18 protein-coding genes are annotated in these 21,205 nt (G+C 59.8%); 17 read left to right on the forward strand and 1 reads right to left on the reverse strand.

From position 1 onward, the window contains the following. Window positions 1-93: 93 nt before the first annotated feature. The 6 genes from ACSQ3Q_RS03800 to rfbC all read left to right on the forward strand — a co-directional run bounded on the left by ACSQ3Q_RS03800 (window position 94) and on the right by rfbC (window position 7,458). The gene (locus tag ACSQ3Q_RS03800; RefSeq protein ID WP_436133083.1) at window positions 94-2,079 is read left to right on the forward strand and encodes an SDR family oxidoreductase; all 1,986 of its coding nucleotides are present in this window, start codon (window positions 94-96) and stop codon (window positions 2,077-2,079) included. A 102-nt stretch (window positions 2,080-2,181) separates the two neighbouring features. Continuing rightward, window positions 2,182-3,273 carry a dTDP-glucose 4,6-dehydratase gene (gene rfbB / locus ACSQ3Q_RS03805; RefSeq protein ID WP_436133084.1) on the forward strand — a complete coding sequence of 364 codons (1,092 nt, stop codon included), beginning with the start codon at window positions 2,182-2,184 and terminating at the stop codon, window positions 3,271-3,273. Continuing rightward, window positions 3,270-4,160 (forward strand): dTDP-4-dehydrorhamnose reductase, encoded by an 891-nt coding sequence (gene rfbD, locus ACSQ3Q_RS03810; RefSeq protein ID WP_436133085.1) that lies wholly within the window; start codon window positions 3,270-3,272, stop codon window positions 4,158-4,160. The genes rfbB and rfbD overlap by 4 nt, the downstream gene beginning before the upstream one ends. A gap of 12 nt (window positions 4,161-4,172) precedes the next feature. Then, window positions 4,173-5,057, forward strand: coding sequence for a glucose-1-phosphate thymidylyltransferase RfbA (gene rfbA / locus ACSQ3Q_RS03815; protein ID WP_436133086.1), 885 nt, complete (start codon window positions 4,173-4,175; stop codon window positions 5,055-5,057). Then, a complete protein-coding gene (locus ACSQ3Q_RS03820; RefSeq protein ID WP_436133087.1) occupies window positions 5,057-6,892 on the forward strand; it encodes an O-linked N-acetylglucosamine transferase family protein in 1,836 nt (611 codons plus the stop codon). The genes rfbA and ACSQ3Q_RS03820 overlap by 1 nt, the downstream gene beginning before the upstream one ends. Before the next feature lie 17 nt (window positions 6,893-6,909). Continuing rightward, the gene (gene rfbC / locus ACSQ3Q_RS03825; RefSeq protein WP_436133088.1) at window positions 6,910-7,458 is read left to right on the forward strand and encodes a dTDP-4-dehydrorhamnose 3,5-epimerase; all 549 of its coding nucleotides are present in this window, start codon (window positions 6,910-6,912) and stop codon (window positions 7,456-7,458) included. On the opposite strand, the gene ACSQ3Q_RS03830 is transcribed toward rfbC, so the two are convergent. Further along, window positions 7,409-9,388 carry a hypothetical protein gene (locus ACSQ3Q_RS03830; RefSeq protein WP_436133089.1) on the reverse strand — a complete coding sequence of 660 codons (1,980 nt, stop codon included), beginning with the start codon at window positions 9,386-9,388 and terminating at the stop codon, window positions 7,409-7,411. The two genes, rfbC and ACSQ3Q_RS03830, sit on opposite strands and share 50 nt — an antisense overlap. 165 nt (window positions 9,389-9,553) lie before the next feature. On the opposite strand from ACSQ3Q_RS03830, the gene ACSQ3Q_RS03835 reads away from it, so the two are divergent. The 11 genes from ACSQ3Q_RS03835 (at window position 9,554) to ACSQ3Q_RS03885 (ending at window position 21,065) form a co-directional block, all read left to right on the forward strand. Beyond that, window positions 9,554-11,284: a GspE/PulE family protein gene (locus ACSQ3Q_RS03835; RefSeq protein WP_436133090.1), complete on the forward strand. Its 1,731-nt coding sequence runs from the start codon at window positions 9,554-9,556 to the stop codon at window positions 11,282-11,284. Next, complete coding sequence (locus ACSQ3Q_RS03840; protein ID WP_436133091.1) at window positions 11,277-12,533, forward strand: type II secretion system F family protein; 1,257 nt, start codon at window positions 11,277-11,279, stop codon at window positions 12,531-12,533. Before ACSQ3Q_RS03835 ends, ACSQ3Q_RS03840 begins: the two co-directional genes overlap by 8 nt. Window positions 12,534-12,554: 21 nt before the next feature. Continuing rightward, complete coding sequence (gene gspG / locus ACSQ3Q_RS03845) at window positions 12,555-13,013, forward strand: type II secretion system major pseudopilin GspG (RefSeq protein ID WP_436133092.1); 459 nt, start codon at window positions 12,555-12,557, stop codon at window positions 13,011-13,013. A gap of 32 nt (window positions 13,014-13,045) precedes the next feature. Further along, window positions 13,046-13,498, forward strand: a complete 453-nt coding sequence (locus tag ACSQ3Q_RS03850) for a pilus assembly FimT family protein (RefSeq protein WP_436133093.1) — start codon at window positions 13,046-13,048, stop codon at window positions 13,496-13,498. Further along, complete coding sequence (locus tag ACSQ3Q_RS03855; protein ID WP_436133094.1) at window positions 13,495-13,908, forward strand: type IV pilus modification PilV family protein; 414 nt, start codon at window positions 13,495-13,497, stop codon at window positions 13,906-13,908. Before ACSQ3Q_RS03850 ends, ACSQ3Q_RS03855 begins: the two co-directional genes overlap by 4 nt. Beyond that, window positions 13,905-14,576 carry a prepilin-type N-terminal cleavage/methylation domain-containing protein gene (locus ACSQ3Q_RS03860; protein WP_436133095.1) on the forward strand — a complete coding sequence of 224 codons (672 nt, stop codon included), beginning with the start codon at window positions 13,905-13,907 and terminating at the stop codon, window positions 14,574-14,576. Before ACSQ3Q_RS03855 ends, ACSQ3Q_RS03860 begins: the two co-directional genes overlap by 4 nt. Before the next feature lie 44 nt (window positions 14,577-14,620). Then, window positions 14,621-15,430, forward strand: coding sequence for a type II secretion system protein GspK (locus tag ACSQ3Q_RS03865; protein ID WP_436136932.1), 810 nt, complete (start codon window positions 14,621-14,623; stop codon window positions 15,428-15,430). Window positions 15,431-15,448: 18 nt separating this feature from the next. Further along, window positions 15,449-16,765, forward strand: coding sequence for a PilN domain-containing protein (locus ACSQ3Q_RS03870; RefSeq protein WP_436133096.1), 1,317 nt, complete (start codon window positions 15,449-15,451; stop codon window positions 16,763-16,765). A gap of 7 nt (window positions 16,766-16,772) precedes the next feature. Then, on the forward strand, window positions 16,773-17,333 hold the full coding sequence (gspM, locus tag ACSQ3Q_RS03875) for a type II secretion system protein GspM (RefSeq protein WP_436133097.1): 561 nt from the start codon (window positions 16,773-16,775) through the stop codon (window positions 17,331-17,333). Window positions 17,334-18,133: 800 nt separating this feature from the next. Further along, window positions 18,134-20,539, forward strand: coding sequence for a type II secretion system secretin GspD (gene gspD, locus ACSQ3Q_RS03880; RefSeq protein WP_436133098.1), 2,406 nt, complete (start codon window positions 18,134-18,136; stop codon window positions 20,537-20,539). 112 nt (window positions 20,540-20,651) lie between these two features. Beyond that, window positions 20,652-21,065 carry a hypothetical protein gene (locus ACSQ3Q_RS03885; protein WP_436133099.1) on the forward strand — a complete coding sequence of 138 codons (414 nt, stop codon included), beginning with the start codon at window positions 20,652-20,654 and terminating at the stop codon, window positions 21,063-21,065. The last annotated feature ends 140 nt before the right edge of the window (window positions 21,066-21,205 follow it).

Below are 21,205 nucleotides of genomic sequence, written 5' to 3' on the forward strand. Positions count from 1 at the left end.
ATCTAGGGCGCGCGCCGCATCGGCGCGGGTTTCTGCTGAATCGGCGGTTGCAGGCCCTGCGCAAGAATGAAGCCATTACAAAAGGAGTCATCCATGCAGTATTTCGTGACGGGGGCAACGGGGTTCATCGGCAAGCGGCTAGTCAAGAAGCTGCTGGAGCGCAAGGGGGCGGTGGTTCATTTCCTGATCCGCCGCGAAAGCGCTGACAAGGTTGCCGACCTGCGGAGCTTCTGGGGCGTGACTGCCGCCCGCGCCGTGCCGGTGTTCGGCGACCTCACCGCCAAGAAGCTGGGTGTGGCCGCGGAGGACATCAAGAAGCTCAAAGGCCAGATCGATCACTTCTACCACCTCGCGGCGGTGTACGACCTGGGCGCCGACGAGGAAACGCAGGTGGCGGTGAACATCGAAGGGACGCGCAATACGGTGGACCTGGCCAAGGCCGTCGACGCGGGGCAGTTCCATCATGTCTCGTCCATCGCTGCGGCCGGCCTATACGAGGGCGTTTTCCGCGAAGACATGTTTGAGGAAGCCGAAGGCCTGGACCACCCGTACTTCCAGACCAAGCACGAGAGCGAGAAGATCGTGCGCCAGGACTGCAAGGTGCCCTGGACCGTGTACCGGCCCGCCATGGTGGTCGGCGACAGCACGACCGGCGAGATGGACAAGATCGATGGTCCGTACTACTTCTTCAAGCTGATCCAGCGCCTGCGCCAGCTGCTGCCTCCCTGGATGCCCACCGTGGGGCTGGAAGGCGGGCGCGTGAACATCGTGCCGGTGGATTTTGTGGTGAACGCTCTGAACGTCATCAGCCACCAGAAGGACATCGCCAAGAAATGCTTCCACTTGGTGGACCCGGTAGGCTACCGCGTGGGGGACGTGCTCGACATCTTCAGCCGGGCTGCGCATGCGCCGCGGATGAACCTGTTCATCAACGCGGCTTTGCTGGGCTTCATCCCGAAGAGCGTCAAGAAGAGCCTGATGGCCATGGCCCCGGTACGCCGGGTGCGTAATGCGGTGATGAAAGACTTGGGCTTGCCCGAGGACATGCTGACCTTTGTGAACTACCCCACGCGCTTCGATTGCCGCGAAACTCTGGCAGCGCTGAAGGGTTCGGGCGTGGCCTGCCCGAATCTCAAGGATTACGCATGGCGCCTGTGGGACTACTGGGAGCGCAACCTGGACCCCGAGCTCTTCATCGACCGTTCGCTCAAGGGTACGGTCACTGGCAAGGTGGTGCTGATCACCGGGGGGTCATCGGGCATCGGCCTCGCTGCCGCGCACAAGTTTGCCGAGGCAGGCGCCACCACCATCATCTGCGGCCGTGACCAGGACAAGCTGGACGAGGCCTGCGCGGAAGCCAAGGCCAAGGGCTATAGCTTCATCGCCTACTCGGCCGATATTGCGGACATGGCCGATTGCGACCGGTTCGTGCAGTTGCTCATCGACAACCATGGCGGGGTGGACTTTCTCATCAACAACGCGGGCCGCTCCATCCGCCGTGCGATCGAGTCGAGCTACGACCGCTTTCACGACTACGAGCGCACCATGCAGCTCAACTACTTCGGCTGCCTGCGCGTCACCATGGGCTTCCTGCCCGGCATGGTGGCCAAGCGCAAGGGCCATGTGGTGAACATCAGCTCCATCGGCGTCCTGACCAACGCGCCGCGCTTTTCAGCCTACGTAGCCAGCAAGGCGGCGCTGGATGCCTGGACACGCTGCGCATCAAGCGAGTTTGCCGACCAGGGCATCACCTTCACCACCATCAACATGCCGCTGGTGCGCACGCCGATGATCGCGCCAACCAAGATCTACAACAACGTGCCCACGCTGAGCCCCGAGGAGGCGGCCGACATGATCGCCCAGGCCTGCATCTTCAAGCCGGTACGCATCGCCACGCGCCTGGGCATCACCGGTCAGCTGCTGCACGCATTGGTGCCGCGGGTGGCGCAGATCACGATGAACACGAGTTTTCGGATGTTCCCGGATTCCACTGCTGCCAAGGGCGACAAGAGTGCCAAGCCACAGCTGTCTGCGGAGGCGGTGGCGTTGCAGCAGATGATGCGTGGTATTCACTTCTGAGCTGCGGCGTTGCACCCTGCTGTTAGAGCCTGTTACGCATCCAGGAAACCCGGGTGGGATAATCACGAGCTTTGCCGCAAGGCATTTTCAGACGGCTTACCCATGATTCTGGTTACCGGCGGCGCAGGGTTCATCGGCGCCAATTTCGTTCTTGACTGGCTTGCCGCCTCCAGCGAGCCCGTGGTCAACCTCGACAAACTCACCTACGCAGGCAATCTGCACAACCTGGACAGCATCCAGGGTGATGCGCGCCATGTGTTCGTCCAAGGCGACATCGGCGATAGAGCATTGATTGCCCGTCTGCTGGCCGAGCACCAGCCTCGCGCGGTGGTCAACTTCGCGGCCGAGTCCCATGTGGACCGCTCCATCCATGGGCCGGAAGACTTTGTCCAGACCAATATCGTCGGCTCGTTCCGCCTGCTCGAAGCCGTGCGTGCCTACTGGGGCGCATTGCCCGAGGGGGAGCGCGAGGCGTTCCGCTTCCTGCACGTCTCCACCGACGAGGTCTACGGCTCGCTCGCCCCCACCGACCCGGCCTTCACCGAGACGCGCGGTTTCGAGCCCAACAGCCCCTACAGCGCCAGCAAGGCCGCCAGCGACCACCTGGTGCGCGCCTGGCACCACACCTACGGCCTGCCAGTGCTCACTACCAACTGCAGCAACAACTACGGGCCGTATCACTTCCCCGAGAAGTTGATCCCGCTGATGATCGTCAACGCCCTGGCCGGCAAGAACCTGCCGGTGTACGGCGACGGCATGCAGGTGCGCGACTGGCTGTACGTGAAGGACCACTGCAGCGCCATCCGCCGCGTGCTGGAAGCGGGCGCCCCCGGCGAGACCTACAACGTGGGCGGCTGGAACGAGAAGCCCAACATCGAGATCGTGAACATGGTCTGCAGCCTGCTCGACGAGCTGCGCCCCCGCGCCGACGGCCAGAGCTACCGCACCCAGATCACCTATGTGAAAGACCGCCCCGGCCACGACCGCCGCTACGCCATCGACGCGCGCAAGATCGAACGCGAGCTGGGCTGGAAGCCCGCCGAGACCTTCGACACCGGCATCCGCAAGACGGTGCAGTGGTACCTGGACCATGCCGACTGGGTGGCCAGCGTGCAGACCGGCTCCTACCGGGACTGGGTGCAGACCCAGTACGCGGCACAGGATCCGGCAGCCGTGGCGGACGCCAGCGCATGAACATCCTGCTCTTTGGCAAAAGCGGCCAGGTCGGCTGGGAGCTGCAGCGCAGCCTGTCGGTGCTGGGTACGGTGACGGCGCTGGACTTCGACAGCACCGAGCATTGCGGTGACTTCTCGAACACCGTTGGCGTGGTGGAGACGGTGCGCACCCTGCGCCCCGACGTCATCGTCAATGCCGCAGCCCACACCGCCGTCGACAAGGCCGAGAGCGAGGCCGACTTTGCGCGCACGCTCAACGCCACTACCCCCGGCGCCATCGCGCAGGAGGCCGCGAAGCTCGGCGCCTGGCTGGTGCACTACAGCACCGACTACGTGTTCGACGGCAGCGGCAGCCGCCCCTGGGTGGAGACCGATGCGCCCGCGCCCTTGAGCGTGTACGGCCGCACCAAGCTCGAAGGCGAGCAACTCATTGCACAGGCGGGCGCCAAGCACCTGATCCTGCGCACCAGCTGGGTCTATGCCGCACGCGGTGGCAACTTCGCCAAGACCATGCTGCGCCTGGCCCAGGAGCGCGAGCACCTGACCGTGATTGATGACCAGTGGGGGGCGCCCACCGGCGCCGACCTGCTGGCCGATGTGACAGCGCACGCCATCCGCCACCTGCAGCAGCGCCCGCAGGATGCCGGCCTGTACCACTGCGTGGCCGCGGGCGAGACGACCTGGAATGCGTACGCCAAATACGTGCTTGCGCAAGCCCAGATTGCACAACCTGCTATCGAAATAAAAGCAAAAGAGGTGGCGCCAGTGCCGACAAGTGCATTCCCGACCCCCGCAGTGCGCCCGCACAACTCGCGCCTCGATACCGGCAAGCTGCAGGCCACCTTCGGCCTCAAGATGCCGCACTGGCAAGCTGGCGTGGCACGCATGCTGGCTGAAACTCTCTGAACGGCACCGACCATGACGCAACGCAAAGGCATCATCCTCGCCGGAGGATCCGGTACCCGGCTGCACCCGGCCACCCTAGCCATCAGCAAGCAACTGCTGCCGGTGTACGACAAGCCCATGATCTATTACCCGCTGAGCACGCTGATGCTCGCGGGCATCCGCGACATTCTCATCATCAGCACGCCGCAGGACACGCCGCGGTTCGAGCAACTGCTGGGCGACGGCAGCCAGTGGGGCATCCGCCTGGAATATGCGGTGCAGGCCAGCCCGGACGGCCTGGCCCAGGCTTTCGTCATTGGCGAAAAATTCCTGGACGGCGCGCCCAGCGCGCTGGTGCTGGGCGACAACATCTTCTACGGCCACGACTTTCATGAGCTGCTCGGAAACGCGATGCAGCGCACTGAAGGCGCCAGCGTGTTCGCCTACCACGTGCACGACCCCGAGCGCTATGGCGTGGCGGAGTTCGACGCGCAGGGCAAGGTGCTGTCGCTGGAAGAAAAGCCTGCGCAGCCCAAGTCGAGCTATGCCGTCACCGGCCTGTACTTCTACGACAGCAGCGTGGTGGAACTGGCCAAGAGCCTAAAGCCGTCCGCACGAGGGGAGTATGAAATCACCGACTTGAATCGCCTATACCTGGAGAAGGCGCAGCTTAATGTCGAGATCATGGGGCGCGGCTACGCGTGGCTGGATACCGGCACGCACGAGAGCCTGCTGGAGGCGGGTCAATTCATCGCGACGCTGGAGCACCGGCAGGGCTTGAAGATTGCGTGCCCTGAAGAGATCGCTTGGCGATCAGGCTGGATCGACGCGCAGCAGCTCGAGCACCTAGCAAAGCCGCAGGCCAAGAGCGGGTACGGCGTTTATCTGATGCGCCTTCTCCGCGACGTGGTCTATTGATGATTGAAGGAAACCGGAAGGGTGGGGTGGGCGTGGTTGATCCCTGGTTCGAGGCGGTCAAGCGCGGGCTGGACTTACAAAAAGCGGGTAACAAGGCCGGGGCGCAGGCGTTGTACCAACAAGTCCTTGCACAGAATCCGCAGCATGCGTTGGCACTGCATTTGTCTGGCGTGCTGGCTGGTCAGTTCGGCCGGCTGAGGGAGGCTGTCGAACTCCTTCAGCGCAGTGTGATGCTCAACCCTGCAGACCCACTGGCCTGGAATAATTTTGCAAATGCCTTGCAGGACTTTGGTGCGATGCAGGACGCTTTGGCTGCGATCTCGCGGGCCGTGGAGATTGCCCCGGGCTATGCGACAGCATGGGTGACGCGCGGCACTATCTTGCAGACACTCTCGCGGCACGAGGAGGCTGCAGACGCGTTTCGTGCTGCCTTGAGTCTGGCACCAGAGAAGGGGGCTGTATGGGCGAGTCTTTGGCGGGTCTCAATGGAGTCATGCCAATGGGGCGAGCTGGCGGACATTGTCCCGAAGATTCAGATGGACTTGGCGCAGGGCAAACCGACCCTTTTGCCCTTCGAGGCGTTGTCTTTCTGCGAGGACCAAGCTGTCCATCAGAAGTGCGCCAGGGCATACGGCGAGGGAATTTTGACCAGAGAAGATATATCCCCTTTCCGTCATCTCCCTCGCCCCCGAAACAGCCGGATCAAGGTCGCATATCTCTCGTCAGATTTTCACGAGCATGCCACTGCGCATCTGACCGCGGGCATGTTTGAAGCACATGACAGGTCGCGCTTTGAGACGTTTGGTGTGTCATTTGGGCCGGATGACGGCTCACCCATGCGTATTCGCCTCTCTAAAGCGTTCGAGCATTTTCTGGATGTCCGCGAGTGGACCAATGAAGCCATTGCGGAGCATCTGAGGGCGCTTCAAATCGACATTGCAGTTGACCTGAAAGGCTACACCAGGGATGCGAGGGCTTCTGTGCTCCTTCGCAAGCCTGCGCCGGTCGTAGTGAACTACCTCGGGTACCCGGGGACCCTGGGTCTTCCGATTTATGACTATGTGATTGGCGACGCCACCGTCACGCCTTTTTCCAACCAGAGTGACTATGCCGAAAAGCTCGTGCATATGCCCAACTGCTATCAGGTGAATGACAACCGAAGAAACATTGCGGTTGACACTCCTTCACGCGAGGATGAGGGGCTGCCAAGCAACGCCTTCGTGTTCGCGGCATTCAACAACTGCTACAAGATAACGCCTGCTTTCTTTACCGTTTGGATGAGGTTGCTGCGCGAAGTGCCGGGCGGCGTCCTGTGGTTGATCTGCGAGTCTAAAACCATTCAGGACCGGCTCAGGGCAGAGGCTAGCAGTTGTGGTGTCGCCGCAGAGCGGCTTGTTTTTGCGCGGCGGTTGCCACTCGCGCAGCATTTAGCCCGCCATGCGCACGCAGGGTTGCTGCTGGACACATTGCCCTACAACGCTCACACCACGGCCAGCGATGCGCTGTGGGCGGGGGTGCCCGTCATTACTTTGCAGGGCCGGGCATTTGCGGGGCGGGTGGCGGCCAGCCTGCTTCACGCCGCGCAATTGCCCGAGCTGATTGCGCACTCGCTTGACGACTACCTCGAACTGGCAAAAACGCTCGCTAACGACGCCGAACGCTTGAAAGGATTGAAGCGGCATCTCTCGAACAAGCGAATGAGCCTTCCCTTGTTCGATACGGGGGGCTTCACCTCTGCCCTTGAGCAGGCGTTTCTGGTCATGCATGACCGGTGGCATGCTGGGTTGCCGCCTGAACAGTTTGCGGTGCCAACGCTGCTAACCTCTTCCCAGTAATATGCAATTGAATCGATATGCGCGTTATCCCCACATCTATTCCTGAAGTCCTCGTCATTGAACCCAAGATTTTTGAAGATTCGCGCGGGTTCTTCTTTGAGAGCTTCAACCATCAGCGGTTTGAAGACGCCGTTGGTCAGAAATGTGTTTTTGTTCAAGACAATCACAGCCGTAGCTCTAGATCCGTGCTGAGAGGCCTTCATTACCAGATTCGCCAACCGCAAGGAAAACTTGTCCGTGTTGTCTCCGGGGCTGTTTTTGATGTGGCGGTGGATATGCGCCGCTCTTCATCCACCTTTGGAAAATGGGTGGGGGAGCTGCTGAGCGCAGACAACAGGCGACAGCTCTGGGTGCCCCCGGGTTTTGCCCACGGGTTTGTGGTTCTCAGTGACAGCGCCGACTTTCTATATAAGACTACGGACTACTATGCGCCCAGTTATGAGCGGTGCGTTGTGTGGAACGACGAAATGCTTGGAGTCGATTGGCAACTGAATGGATTGGTTCCACAAGTCTCAGTCAAGGATACCGAGGGCTGCCCCTTCGCTTTGGCAGAGACTTTTGATTAATTCCGCCGCGGAGTTCAGGGTTGCTGCCGTCTGCTTTCTGTTGGGAAATGACTTTTTGAAGGGAGTGATAAAGCACATCTGATCCAAATTTCGGATTGTCTGGATCAAACGAAAAGATATTGTGATTTCTTGGGGTCGCGGCTCCTTGCCAGCGTGGCTCTAAGAAGAACGACAGAAATCTCGCACCGCTGCGGCGATGTGCTTCGATCACGTTTTCCATGGTCTGAGCATCTAGCGGCTTCAATGGATGAAACTCAGTAATTCCGTAGGGCTGGCGCGGACTTCGTTGGTGCCACGATAGATAGGAATTGCCGTAGGTGGTGTCCCCGTACAGACTGACACCAGGAAGCGTCGATTCGCCTGCTTTCAGTGACAAACCCACCGAGAACTTGTTGGAATCCCAACTGGGGTTGGCATAGGGGAATATCTGGTGCGTGTATCGTGGGACGTGTGAAAGACATGACTCAGCCAGCAAACGGCCGAAGAAGTCAATGTAATCTTTGACCTGCTTTTCACGAAATTCGAGCCATAGCGGTACCAACGGGTTGTAGTAGTAGGAGTACAAATCCCGGGGTTGATCCAGATGGAAGGGGAATGAGGAAGTGGCCTGGTGGGGAGGAAGCTCCGTCATCGATTGTTCCCGTGGTGTTGCTTGACTCCTGTCCATCAGCACGATGCGCCGAGAACCCAAGCGCACAAATTTTTCTGCTTCAGTCTCTAGAAAAATATCCAGCTTATGGATGCCATGGGGTAGCCGGCGAAAGTCCATGTCCATTCTCCAGCCCGTATCCGCGTGCGCCATCTCAGGATGGGCCTCCAAGACATCCTGACGCCGCTTGTTGACGGTGGTTTTGCCCCAAAATTTTCCATTGAGGTAAATGTGAATTCGGGGAGAGGAGCTATCGTTTCGGTGACTGGCAGGAGCGTAGACCCACCCGGACAGGGGGAGCACGCCGTGGGCAAACGAGTCGATGTGCTCAGTAAATGTGTTGAGTTCTTCCGATCGGATATCTTTTGCTGGTGGATTGATGTCACTGAATGACAAATATTCGGCGCCTACGCTTCGGTTTAAAGCGTCGATACTGATGAACTTTCGGGCGAGAAATGACTGGAACCCCGCCACAGATCGTTGACCGTAGTCCGTGACCAAGTACGGTAAATCAAAACCCATTCCGGTTTCGAAGTTGGGGAAATAATGGTGGGTCTCGCCCAGTAAAGTAATTCCTCTGATCTTTTCTCGATCTTTTGGGGGAAGTTGGCAAATTTGGTCAAGCAATACACTGATGGTTTGCGTCCTCCAATATGTGATGGAGTTTTGTGTCGATGCTGTGGACCAGTGATACACCGGCTCGCCGTAGTAGCTGCCAGTACTCAAATAGCCTTTTGGGGTGGACGCTATGTTCTCGGGGTCGGAAGCGAGAGTTTTCTCGATCGGCGCTCCGGTCGAGAAATGTGACGAGAACAGGTAAAGAATGAGAGGCCGTTGATTGTCGCGAATGGTTCTCGCAAACCTACCTGCGAGATCGGCATCAACATCCCATCCACCCGGCGTTTGCTTGGTCAACTGCAGCAACGGTACCGGTAGCGTATAGCCCACCTCCAACCCGCCCAAGCGGCCAGGGGAGTGGGGAGCTAGTGTGGAAAGCGTGGATTCCACCAGCGTCGCAGCTGAGCCTTGCTCTCCATCGCACACCTGGGACAGGGCATTGCTACGCGGTGCGCTGCCGTCGTATGGACGCAGAATGCAATTTTCAATGACACCGATCATTGGAGCGAGCAGTAGCGAACTCTTTTCCGGATGCGGAGCGTTAGGGCTTGAAGCAAACTGCCACCATCCCCAAGCGCCAGCGCCCAGCGTTAGCGCTCCAACGCTCAGGTACAGCGCCACATGTTGGGAGGATCTGCAGATGTAGGACGGAATTGGTTGCATGTGATGTGCATCGAAGAAGCGGTGATCGCAAGGCAATCAGCCCGCCGTGAACACGCACTGGAATGTAAGTGATCGACAGGAGTGTTCTGGTAGCCCGGATACACTCACGCCTTCGCGCCTCGCAGGGCCGTTCCCAAGACTTGCACAGACTTGGGCATTGCGTACATGACCACAGAACCCATTTTGTTATCCATCGAGCCAGACAGTTTGCCCGACACCCCGCATTTGCGAATCGGCGAAACGCTGGTCCGCTCCGGCAAGTTGAGTGCCCGTGACCTTGAGCGCGCCCTTATGGCGCAGCAGGAAATGGGCGGGCTGTTGGGGCGTGTTTTGGTTCGGCTTGGTGTTGTTTCCGACCTGGATATCGCCACGGCGTTGTCGGCTCAGTTGCGGTTGCCACTTGTGCAGGCGCCCGATTTCCCGGATTTGCTACCTGAGGTAGATGGGCTGCTGCCTGAATTTCTCCATGCCAATGGCGTGTACCCCCTGCGGGCTGAGGGCACTGTGCTCTATGTGGCCATGTCAAAGCCCCAGGACGCATTTGTCATCAAGGCGCTCCATCTCGCTACAGGCATGGAAATCCGGCCCTTTCTGGCGCTGGACAGCGACATTGAGAGGGCTTTGGCCGGGCCCGTTGAGGAGGCTTCCGATGCTGACGACGGACTTGAAGATACTGCAGACGGAGGTGACTTCGTCGAGCACCTCAAGGATCTTGCCAGTGAGGCCCCGGTCATACGGTTGGTCAACTCCATCATCGGACGAGTAATCGACCTGAGGGCGTCTGATATCCATCTCGAGCCGTTTGATGACGGATTGCATGTGCGGTACCGGGTCGACGGCGTCATTCACCCGGGCGAGCTTGTTGCCCCCAGGTTGAGTGCTGCCGTCAGTTCTCGGGTCAAGCTTTTGGCGCACCTGGATATCGCGGAGCGCCGATTGCCCCAAGATGGTCGCATCAAGACACGTGTGAAAGGGCGCGAACTTGATTTGCGCGTCTCCACGGTGCCTACAGTCCACGGCGAAAGCGTTGTGATGCGTGTGCTGGACCGTGCCAGCGTGCGACTCGACCTTGAGAAAATGGGGTTTGAGAAAGATACCCTGGCGCGGTTCAATGCGTTGTTGGCCAGGCCCCACGGCATCATGTTGGTCACCGGACCTACTGGCTCAGGAAAAACCACCACACTCTACGCCGCACTGGCCAAAATCGATGCGAGTGAGCAGAAGATCATCACTGTGGAAGACCCGGTGGAGTATCAGCTCGATGGCATCAACCAGATCCAGGTGCACGCCCAGATCAACCTCACCTTTGCAAACGCATTGCGCTCCATACTGCGCCAGGACCCCGACATCATCATGATCGGGGAAATGCGAGACGGGGAGACCGCGCAGATCGCTGTGCAGTCGGCACTTACCGGGCACTTGGTTTTGTCAACGCTTCATACCAATACTGCCGCGGGGGCAGTGATTCGCATGCAGGACATGGGTGTGGAGCGGTATCTGATCACGTCATCGGTTAACAGCGTATTGGCTCAGCGGCTAGTGCGCACGCTGTGTGGTGTCTGCAAGGAAACGTATGAACCCGAAGCTACTGTGATGGCGGGTTCTGGACTCCATCGCTTCATGCCGACCGGCCAGCGTTCGATCTACCGGGCCGTAGGTTGCTCCGAATGCCGACAGTCGGGGTACAAGGGCCGCACAGGTATTCATGAGTTACTGATGTTGGATGAGCCCGTGCGTCGAGCAATTCTAGAAGGCCGTGACGCAAACGCTTTGCACAGCATTGCTGCGGGTAATGGGATGTTAAGCCTGTATGAAGATGGCCTTCGTAAGGTCGCCGCAGGCGTTACATCGCTTGACGAGTTGGCGCGAGTGACCCAGGACCAGTCCGATGCCTGATTTCTCCTGGCGGGCTGCTTCCGCGCAGGGGCACATTCAGCAGGGTGAAATGTCTGCTGCCAGCCCGGTGGCGGTCATGAAGCTTCTTCGTGACAAAGGTCTTACGCCTCTCACGGTGGAGGAGGTAGGCTCAACCAGCGGCGCTACGGTTTCGGCTGTGCCTACCGGCAATGCCGTGGCTGGGCGTACGCGCAAGGGCCGCGTGGACAAAAGCGCCGTGAATTCAGCAGATGTGTTGGCGCTGACATCCGAGCTGGCGATCATGCTGCGGGCGGGTCTTGCGCTCGACAACGCCCTGCGTGTACTTATTGATATGAGTCACAAACCGAGCGTATCCGAATTGGTGAGTTCGACCTTGGGTGCGGTCAAGGGTGGTACCCCGTTGAGCAAGGCCTTAGCGCGCCATGGCGCACTGTTCGGTGACTTCTACATCAATATGGTGCGGTCGGGCGAAGCCAGTGGCCAGATGTCGGCAGTGCTGGACAGGTTGGTCGAGCATATGGAGCGCCAGCGTGCATTGCGCGACAGCGTCATATCCGCCACCATTTACCCTGCGATTCTGCTGGGTGTCGCCGTGCTCTCGTTAATTGTGATGCTGGGCTTCGTTGTGCCCCAGTTCGAAAAGCTCTTCGTTGATATGGGAGACGCTTTGCCCACGCCCACGCGCTTGGTAATGATGTTGGGGCAGATATTCACACGCTACGGCCTTTTTCTCGGTGTGGGGGCGGTGCTGTTGTGGCTTGCTATGTCACGGTGGCTCAAGGCGCCTTCAGGTAGACGTTGGTGGCAGGTCAGGCTGCTGCGCGTACCACTGGTGGGGCCATTGGCGTTGAAGTATCAGCTCACCTTGTTTTCCCGTTCGCTCGGGACCTTGCTTGGCAACGGCGTGCCGCTGTTGACGGCTCTGCACATTGCCACGGAAACCGTTAGCAACACTGTATTGAGGCGGGAACTGCTCAAGGTTGCGCCTATGGTCAAGGAAGGCGGAAAGATGGTGCAGGCAATCTCTGCCACCGGAATTTTCGAACCGCTTGCCATCAACCTGATTCGAGTGGGCGAGGAAACTGGCCGGACAGGCCCCATGATGCTGGAGTTAGCAAACATATTGAACCGGGAAGTAGAAACCGGCATCAAACGCCTGCTCACCTTGGTAGAGCCTGCGTTGATACTGATCCTTGGCGTTTTGATTGCCGCCATCATCGTTTCTATCCTGCTTGGCATTCTGTCCGTGAATGACCTCGCTGTTTAATTGTGAAGGAATCATTTTCCAATGACGAGTACACCTACTTCCTATGCCGGCCATGTGGTGCGCGCTAACGCCCGCGTCCAGCGGGGCTTTACCCTGATCGAGTTGCTGGTTGTACTGGCCATTCTCACGCTCCTCGCCGGCTTGGTAGGACCGCGTGTTCTGAATCAACTAGGAGGTGCAAAGTCCAAAACGACGGGGGTCCAAATTTCGGATCTCGACAAGTCCTTGGAGCTCTTCAAGCTAGATGTGGGGCGGTACCCCACCACGGAAGAGGGGCTCGACGCTTTGGCAAAACGTCCTGGCAATGCGGCGAGTTGGTCGGGGCCCTACATTAAGGGCAACGTCCCTCAGGATCCATGGGGTCGCCCGTACCGCTATGCCAATCCGGGCCCCAACGGCGGCATCGAAATTCTTTCGCTAGGTGCCGATGGCGCTCCTGGGGGCGACGGTGAAAATGCCGACGTTCGTAATACTCCCTGATCGGCCCGCGGTTGATTGAACGGCCTGGGCAGATGATGCGCGAGAGTGGCTTCACGCTGATGGAGCTTTTGGTGGCTTTTGCCATCGTTGGGCTTGTCATCGGCATCACGCCCATTGCCTATCAGAAGATGCGCGAGACCGCGCAGTATCGGGATGTGCTTCGCACCATGCTCTCCGAGTTGCGAGGGGCGCGCCAGCGGGCAGCTGCAGAGCGGACCGAGACTAGGTTTAGCGTCAATCTGCAGCAGCGCAGTTTTGGAATTCAGGGCGGCACCATGCACTCACTTCCGGACTCGCTTACCGTGCGTGCAACGGTGGCTGGTACTGAGCTGTCATCTGATGGTGTCGCGGCAATTCGCTTTCTCCCAGACGGAGGGGCCACTGGGGGCAGCATCGACGTACTGCGTGCGTCCAACAGTGGTGGTGTGCGGCTTCGTGTTGACTGGCTGTCGGGCCGCGTCAGCCAAGAGGCTGTGGGACCATGATTAAAAGCGGACATGTGGCTCGGCAAAGCGGCTTTTCTCTGCTGGAGTTGCTGGTGGCCTTCGTGATCATGGCGATCTCCCTAACCATGCTGTTCCGTGCCAGCGGTGGAAGTGCCCGTGCAGTGGGGGTAGCGGAACGCCAGCAGGGCGCAGTACTCCTGGCCGAGTCTCTGCTCTCCATGCGAGACAGTGTTTCGCCCGCGGGTTGGCAGGACGCAGGCAATTCTGGCGGATATGCGTGGCAAGTCCGTAGCGCGCCCTACGCCACACCAGTAGAAGGCCCCTCAGTGCCCAAGCTTCACGAGGTGGAGTTTGTTGTGAGTTGGCAAGAAGGTACGGCAGCGCGAACACTCGCCATGACGACGCTGATCCCCGAGCGAAAAGTCGAAGGCTTGGGGGCACCCAGGTGAAACCCGTTACAACGCATTCATCACGTGGCTTCACCCTTGTAGAGGTGCTGGTGGTAATGGCGCTGCTCTCGCTTATCGTGCTGGGGATGGGTTCCGCCCTGCGAACTACGGCCCAGACTGGTGAGAGGATAGACGCCCGGCTATTGCAGACCGATGAGCTTCGGATTGCTTCAGGATTCCTCCGCTCAGCCATGGGGCGTACCTATTTGCAGCGACCCAACGAGCCTTCGACGGTGGGGCAAGCTCCTTACTTTTTTGAAGGATCCCCCACCACGTTGACCTGGATCGGCATCATGCCTGCCCGGCACGGCGTCGGTGGCCGCTACTATTTCCGGCTTGCGTTGGGGCAGTCGGAAGGGCAGTCCGGCGTGGTGCTCAGTTTCGTGCCTTGGGTAGGCGAAGTGGCCGTGCCGGACTGGTCCCAGGCACAGAATCGCTTGCTGGTGCCAGGGGCCACGGCCCTCGCCTTGCGATATACCAATACCAATCTTGAGCCCGTACAGTGGGGCGGTGGCTGGAATCACCCCGAACTGCTGCCGGACAGGGTGGCCATTACTGTGGGGACCCAGGCTGGGGAGTGGCCCATGTTGGTGATTCCCATGCGCTCTACCCCGCGCGGCGCTCGGGGTTCTGGTGGTGATGCGGTTTTTGGCGGTGGACGCTCATGATGCGTCCCTTTCTGTCGCGTGCCCGACGAGCCTCTGGCGTGGCCATGATTGCTGTGTTATGGGTCGTGGCCGCGCTTTCGATTCTGGTGACAGGGATGAGCCGGGTCACCCGTGGCGAAATACGGGTTGTGGCTGCCCAGCGGCAAGCCGTTCAATCGCAAGCCATCGGCGATGCAGCAATCACGCTAGCGCTGCAGGAGTTCGTATCCAGTGCAACCCGTGTTTCCAAGGTCATTGCGGGAACAATTAACTACCGAGGCTTGATAGTTCCGGTTCAATTGGTCCCCCTCAATGGTTGGATTGACTTGAATGGCGCCTCCATTCCGTTGTTGGCGCGCCTGTATCAAGTCGCTGGAGGGCTAGCGCCAGACGCGGCGCAGCAACTGGCGCAATTGACGGTAGAGGCCCGGGAGCGCAAGGACTTGAGAGGGCAGGCTGAGCGGTTTGAAGCCCCTGAGGATCTGCTGCGCATACCAGGGGTCGGCTATGACCTCTATGCTAGACTTTCCCCGCTTGTGACTGTGTACGGAACATCGGGAGGCGGCGCACGGATCAATCCCTTGGCGGCTCCCATGGGTGTTCTCACGGTGCTTGCCAATGGCGATGAAGCGGTGGCTCGCCGCATTGTCCAGCAGCGTGAAACGGGCGCGGAAGGGATCGATACCACCTCTCTGGATGCGTCTTTGGTTTCTGTTTCCTCCACACGCCGATACCGTGTGGAAGCTGTGGTGCCGCTTGCAGACGGAGGATTCGTCCGCGTTGCCCGTATCGTCGATGTGGGTGCCAGCGCCCGGGATGGGCTTGCTTGGCGAACGCTCCAGACGGAACGCAGTATTGAAATCACGTCACCCTGAGTGACCCAAATACCCAAAATGCCAACCCTCTCTTCTGATGCCCGCTTTCTAGGCGTGGACCTCCATGCCGCGTGGCGTACCGTAGTCAAGGGTTGGCAAGGGTTGCAGAAACGTCGACCGCTGTCATGGCTTGCCCCGGCGGTGCCCGTGCGTCTGATTCAAGTGGATGGGCAAAAAACCCTGTGGCTCAACGGCACGCTGGTGTCTGAACGCGGGGGGGCGAGCGCATCGGTGGCACGTTGCGTCGCGCTAGAGTTGCCCGAAAGCATGGTCCTGCGGCGAACGCTTAACTTGCCGTCTATGTCCGAGCAGGACACCGCGAGTGCGGTGGCGCTTGATGTGAAATCGTCCAGTCCCTTTGGCCCGCAGGACCTTATCTGGGGCTACTCCGTTGCGCGCAGTAGCACAGGGTTGGTACATCTGGATGTTGCACTGGCATCCCGAAAGCAAGTCGAGCACTACCTGGTTTCACAGCAAGAGCGGCTGGTGAGTGAGCCCGCGCCTGAGATTTGGGTAAGGTCTGTTCTGGGCCCCGCCATCGTGATGACCGGGTATGGTGAAACGTTGCGTGCGCAGATAGAAAACCGTTGGCGGGCGGTGGGGTACGGTTTGTTGCTCCTCGCCTTTTGTTGGCTGCTGGCTATGGCCATCACACCTACATCGCAACTCCGGCTGCGGGCCATCGAGGCAGTAAATGCTTATGGCGATGTATTCGAGCGCGCTCGCCCCGTGGTAGCGCAGCGGGAAGAATTGCTTCAGGCGGTAGAGAAGCTGAGTCTCCTGTCGGACATCATGGGCAACCGCATCGAACCGCTGAGGCTCATGGAACGTTTGACCAAGGCTTTTCCAGACGACACTGCCTTGCAAAGCATAAAGTTGCAAGGAGACAAGGTCACTGTCGTGGGGCTTACGAGCAATGCGTCCGCATTGATGCAGATTTTGAGTGACCAACCGGGCGTACGGGACGTACGGGCCCCCTCAGCAGCGACGCGCATGCCTGGGGCGGCTAAAGAGAATTTTATGATCGAGTTCACACTTGATCCCAAGCTTTTCGGCGTGCTGATGGTGCCACCGCCCGTCGTGCAGTCTGCGACGCTGCCGTTGTCCTCCGCGTCTGGGGCAACGCCAAGCGGCGGTGCGTCTTCACCGGCGCCTGCCGCTGTAACTATTCCTGCCGGCAGCGCGTCTGTGGCCTCAGTTGTCAAGCCGGCCGATGTCATCAAGAACAATCCGTCGCCTGGCGCGGCAACTTTCGGGGGCGCGACGTTTGGTGGCTCCCCAACCCGACCTGCCCAGCCCAGAGAGGGTGATTCCTCCCCTGCCAAGAAGCCATGATATTCATATGAAGAGCCAAAAATCCGCCGAGATTCTGGCATTCGCCTGTATTGCACTGGTAATCCTTGCCACCGTGGGCGCCGCGGGGGCATATGTCTTGCACAAGCACCAGTGGGCGGAAGGCCGGCTCCAGGAATTAGAGCCCAGGTACTCCCGCTTGTTGGGGCTTGATGCCCAGCGCGAAGACATCGCAGCGGCGCTGGTAAAGGCCCGCGCCGCACGGCTGAAGTATGTCTATCCGGCGTCCCAAGAAGCGACTCAGGCTGGCAATGCGGCGCAACAACAGATCCGGGATGTGCTAACCAGCGCGGGGCTTCAGATTAGCAGCAGCCAGGTTCTCCCGCTAAAACCGGGCAAGGGCTATGACCGTATTCCCATTACCGTTCGCGCTGAAGGCGAGTGGCTTGCAGTGCAGAGTGCGCTTGCCGTATTGTCTAGCCAGGCGCCCATCATTGTGATCGATGAGTTTGAGGTGCAGATCATTGGCGGCTTGGGAAACACCATTCCCAAGTTCCACCCAAAACTGGCGGTGAACTTCGCCTTCAGTGCCTTGAAAGAGCACCCATGAGGCGAACAGTACTGCTGACTTTGCTGGCAATCAATGTTGCACTGGTGACGGTGCTCGTGTGGCTCTGGGTCACGCCAAAGGGACAGCTGCGTAACGTGCACTGGGAGGCTCCGCCTGCTCAGAAGGCGGACTATGGCGCAATGCTCCCCCCCCTGTCCGACGCTGCGCCTGTAGACACGGGGCTTTTCGTGGCAATACTGGAGCGGCCGCTGTTTTCTGTGACGCGCCGCCCCCCTCCACCACCGCCCCCGCCGGAGCCTACGACTTCCGTATTGGTAGACAACCTCAGTACGGCGCGGATATCCGGGATCTTTCAGGGCCCCTCGGGTGCAAGCATCATTATCAATGTGGCCGGAGTTGATCGGAGAGTCCGGCTTAATGAATCCATCGATGGCTGGGTGCTTCAGTCCGTCTCGGGCATGACGGCCACATTTACCGGTTCCGGGCAAACACGCACATTGACACTGCCGCGTGCTGCGCTGACCAGCTATACGGGCCAGCCAGCGGCCGTGTCGGCACCTCCCCCGCCCACGCCCGTTGCTGTGCCTCCCGATGCTGGTGCAGGCGGCGCGCCATCCAACCGGCCGGATCCCCGGCGGGCTACCTTTGGGGGTAGCCGCTAGCTATGCAGGCAACCTGTGTCCGCCGCACGCCCGCTTTAAGCGACTGTGTCTCGTCATCACCCGCCTTTGCGTATTCCTGCCCCATTGCGCGCGTCGCTGCTTTTGCAGTGACTTCGTTGCTGACCACCGCAGGTGACAACACGCGCAAAGACGCTCCGCTCCAGACAGATATCTAGTATGAAAAGACTCCAATACGCCTTCACCGCCTCAGCACTTGCCGTATGCCAACTGTCGAATGCGCAGCAGGCACCAGTCCCGTCGCCCGCGCCGGTAGCTCCGGCGACTGTGTCGGCAAGTGATGGTGCAGCTGCCGCCAAGACGAGCGAGCGCGCCAGCGCTCCTGCTGCATCCGACGGCGAGCCCGCGGTCAACCAGCCTCGCATCATTCGCGGCAACGATATGGTATTGGGTGCTCCCAAGGCGGCCCCTCGCCTGGATGGCCCGCCGGTTTCGCTCAATTTCGAAGAGGCCCCGGTCGCGCAGGTGGTGCGCACAGTGCTCGGCGACATCCTTAAGGTGGACTATGTTCTCCACCCTCCGCTGACTGGTACCGTGACGTTGGCCACTCGCAGTCCCGTGACGCCAGACCAGGCTGCCTTTCTTCTGGAAAGTGCCCTTCAAGCCAATGGCCTTGGCATGGTACGGGATGCCCGTGGGTCTTATCACGTGGGGCGGCCTGACGCATTACGCGCCATTGGTGGCTCTGTGCGCCAGGTGGGTGCCGGCCCGTTAGCACCAGGGCAGGGCGCTATCGTGGTTCAGCTGCAGTACATCGGTGCGGCTGAAATGGCGGCCATTTTGCGCCCGATGATGCCTGCGGAATCTTTGGTGCGCGTTGACAACCTGCGCAATCTCCTCGTGCTGACCGGCACGCGTACACAGGCCGAAGGCTGGCTCGACATGATCAGCACCTTCGACGTAGACCTGTTGAAGGGAATGTCTGTGGGGGTGTTCCCCCTCAAGTACGCCAGCATCAAGGAAGTGGAGGCTGCGCTTGCCTTGGTCAGCGGCGGCAGTCCTGGTGCAAGCCAGGGGCAAGGTGCGCCCACGGGAGCCACTTCGGCGGCCCGTCCTGGTTCCGCAACGGCAAGCACCCCTGCGGCGGGTGCCTCAGCGCTGGGCGAAGCCAACCCACTGTTTGGCGCCCTGCGCATTATGCCTATTGAGCGGCTCAACAGCATCCTGGTGGTCACGCCCCGTGCGTCGTATTTGGAGGAAGCGCGCCGCTGGATCGAAAAGCTCGATCAGCCCAGCGACAACGGGGCCGAGGCCCAGTTGCACATCTACAAAGTGCAGAACGGCAATGCGCGCCACTTGGCATCGGTGCTGAGCGGCATTTTCGGCGGTGCCGCCAGCCCTTCCACCACGAGCGCCAATACCGGCATTGCACCGGGTTTGTCGAGTGTTACGGGTAATTCGTTTGGGCAAACGGTCCCCAACGCGTTTGGCAACACCGGTAGCCTGGCGGGTGGCGGTATGCAGGGGAACCGAGGCGGCCTGAGCCTGGGTGGTGGGGGAACCACGGGGTCCTTGGGTCGTACCAACCAGGGCGGGAGTGGCTTCGGAACTCAGCAGCAAGGCACACCGGCTGCCGGTCAGGCGGTAGCAACCATCGGCAATATCCGCGTGATGGCCGACGAACTGAACAACTCCATCCTGGTATGGGGCACTAAGTCGGAGTACTCCAAGATCGAAGCTACCTTGAAGCGGCTGGATCTGCCGCCCACACAGGTGTTGATCGAGGCCACCATCGTCGAGGTCACTCTCACGGACGACCTGGAGTACGGCTTGCAATGGGCCTTCAACGACATGCACAGCCTCAATGGCCGAAACTATTCCGGCACCGGCGTGCTCGGCAACAGCGATACGGGCACCTATAAAAACCCTGGTAGTGGCTTTTCCTACACGCTGAGCAACGGTAACGTACGTGCTACCTTGCACGCTCTTGCGAGCAAGTCGCTGGTCAAGGTCATCTCGAGCCCGTCGTTGATGGTCCTCGATAACCACACAGCCAGTATCACCGTGGGGAACCAGCAGCCCATCACCAGCAGCATCACAACGCCGAACACGGATGTCACCAGCAACACCACAACCAGTTCCATCCAATACAAGGACACTGGAGTGGGGCTTTCGGTAACCCCGTCCGTAAACTCCGGCAATCTGGTCACGATGCAGATAGATCAGACGGTGACAGACGTTGGAGCGCAGATTCCTGAGGCCAACAACCAACGCGCTTTCTTGCAGCGGCAGATCAGCAGCAAGGTCGCGGTGCGCTCGGGCGACGCCATCGTGCTGGGCGGCCTGATCAAGGACAACTCGAGCAATGGCAAGTCTGGTGTGCCTCTGCTTCAGGACGTGCCCCTGCTGGGCAAGCTGTTCAGCACCAACACGGCCAATGGCGGTCGCACCGAGTTGCTCGTCGTCATCACACCGCGGGTGGTCCGCACGGACATCGACATCCGCGAAGTGAGCGAAGACTTGCGCGACCGGCTCAAGGGCCTGAAAGGCATCGACAACCTCGGCCTGGGAACCAAGGCAACCCCGTTGCAATCAGTCCCGCAGTCCACCAATACCTCCAACTGACTTGGCGGATAGACGGCCTGGTTCGGCGGCAAGATGCAGCACACGTGACTGGTGTGTGTGGTTTTAAGCCCACGCAGGCCCCACAATCACTTTCTTAGGATTTCTAGACACTATGGCTAAATCATTCGTCTCTTATCGGCTGGGCGCTTTTGCTTTGGCGGCTTCCATTCTGGCTGGCTGCGCATCCATGACTCCTTCAACGCCAGAAGCGACTGTAGAACAGCGCGCCACTGCTTACTGGAAGGCGCGGCAGGCAGGCCAGGTCGACAAGATGTACGCATTGGCTGCGCCCTCGTACCGCAAGGTCCGCACTTTCGATCAGTTCAGGCAAGCACAGGGCACTGCTGCGGCGGTGGTCAGCGCTGAAGTGACAAAAGTCACATGCGAGGCAGAAAAGTGCACGGCGCGTCTCAAGCTGGGTGTAACACCCGCCTTGGCAGGACTGAAGATCGGTAATATAGAGACGTACTTGGATGAGATCTGGCTGCTCGAGGACGGCCAGTGGTGGCACCATCAGGATCTGTGATGGGTGCAGCCCGGAACCGTTTCGAAGGGGAGATGTGCCGCCGTTTTATCAGTGTTGCATTTCTTCAACAAACGGGTTTTTTACGGTAGCAACGTGATGGAACGTCTCGAGACGCTGTGCTACCATCCCTCAGCGTAATC

This window comes from Acidovorax sp. LjRoot129 (assembly GCF_964253765.1).
In the GTDB taxonomy this organism is placed as follows: Bacteria; Pseudomonadota; Gammaproteobacteria; order Burkholderiales; family Burkholderiaceae_C; genus Acidovorax.

What these genes read in the sequence shown, in the direction of transcription:
- ACSQ3Q_RS03885 (WP_436133099.1), top strand. Translation starts at nt 20,652, where the DNA reads ATGGCTAAATCATTCGTCTCTTATCGGCTGGGCGCTTTTGCTTTGGCG.
- gspD (WP_436133098.1), top strand. Translation starts at nt 18,134, where the DNA reads ATGAAAAGACTCCAATACGCCTTCACCGCCTCAGCACTTGCCGTATGC.
- gspG (WP_436133092.1), top strand. Translation starts at nt 12,555, where the DNA reads ATGACGAGTACACCTACTTCCTATGCCGGCCATGTGGTGCGCGCTAAC.
- rfbB (WP_436133084.1), top strand. Translation starts at nt 2,182, where the DNA reads ATGATTCTGGTTACCGGCGGCGCAGGGTTCATCGGCGCCAATTTCGTT.
- ACSQ3Q_RS03835 (WP_436133090.1), top strand. Translation starts at nt 9,554, where the DNA reads ATGACCACAGAACCCATTTTGTTATCCATCGAGCCAGACAGTTTGCCC.
- ACSQ3Q_RS03800 (WP_436133083.1), top strand. Translation starts at nt 94, where the DNA reads ATGCAGTATTTCGTGACGGGGGCAACGGGGTTCATCGGCAAGCGGCTA.
- ACSQ3Q_RS03850 (WP_436133093.1), top strand. Translation starts at nt 13,046, where the DNA reads ATGATGCGCGAGAGTGGCTTCACGCTGATGGAGCTTTTGGTGGCTTTT.
- ACSQ3Q_RS03855 (WP_436133094.1), top strand. Translation starts at nt 13,495, where the DNA reads ATGATTAAAAGCGGACATGTGGCTCGGCAAAGCGGCTTTTCTCTGCTG.
- ACSQ3Q_RS03820 (WP_436133087.1), top strand. Translation starts at nt 5,057, where the DNA reads ATGATTGAAGGAAACCGGAAGGGTGGGGTGGGCGTGGTTGATCCCTGG.
- ACSQ3Q_RS03865 (WP_436136932.1), top strand. Translation starts at nt 14,621, where the DNA reads ATGATTGCTGTGTTATGGGTCGTGGCCGCGCTTTCGATTCTGGTGACA.
- rfbD (WP_436133085.1), top strand. Translation starts at nt 3,270, where the DNA reads ATGAACATCCTGCTCTTTGGCAAAAGCGGCCAGGTCGGCTGGGAGCTG.
- rfbA (WP_436133086.1), top strand. Translation starts at nt 4,173, where the DNA reads ATGACGCAACGCAAAGGCATCATCCTCGCCGGAGGATCCGGTACCCGG.
- gspM (WP_436133097.1), top strand. Translation starts at nt 16,773, where the DNA reads ATGAAGAGCCAAAAATCCGCCGAGATTCTGGCATTCGCCTGTATTGCA.
- ACSQ3Q_RS03870 (WP_436133096.1), top strand. Translation starts at nt 15,449, where the DNA reads ATGCCAACCCTCTCTTCTGATGCCCGCTTTCTAGGCGTGGACCTCCAT.
- ACSQ3Q_RS03830 (WP_436133089.1), bottom strand. Translation starts at nt 9,388, where the DNA reads ATGCAACCAATTCCGTCCTACATCTGCAGATCCTCCCAACATGTGGCG.
- rfbC (WP_436133088.1), top strand. Translation starts at nt 6,910, where the DNA reads ATGCGCGTTATCCCCACATCTATTCCTGAAGTCCTCGTCATTGAACCC.
- ACSQ3Q_RS03840 (WP_436133091.1), top strand. Translation starts at nt 11,277, where the DNA reads ATGCCTGATTTCTCCTGGCGGGCTGCTTCCGCGCAGGGGCACATTCAG.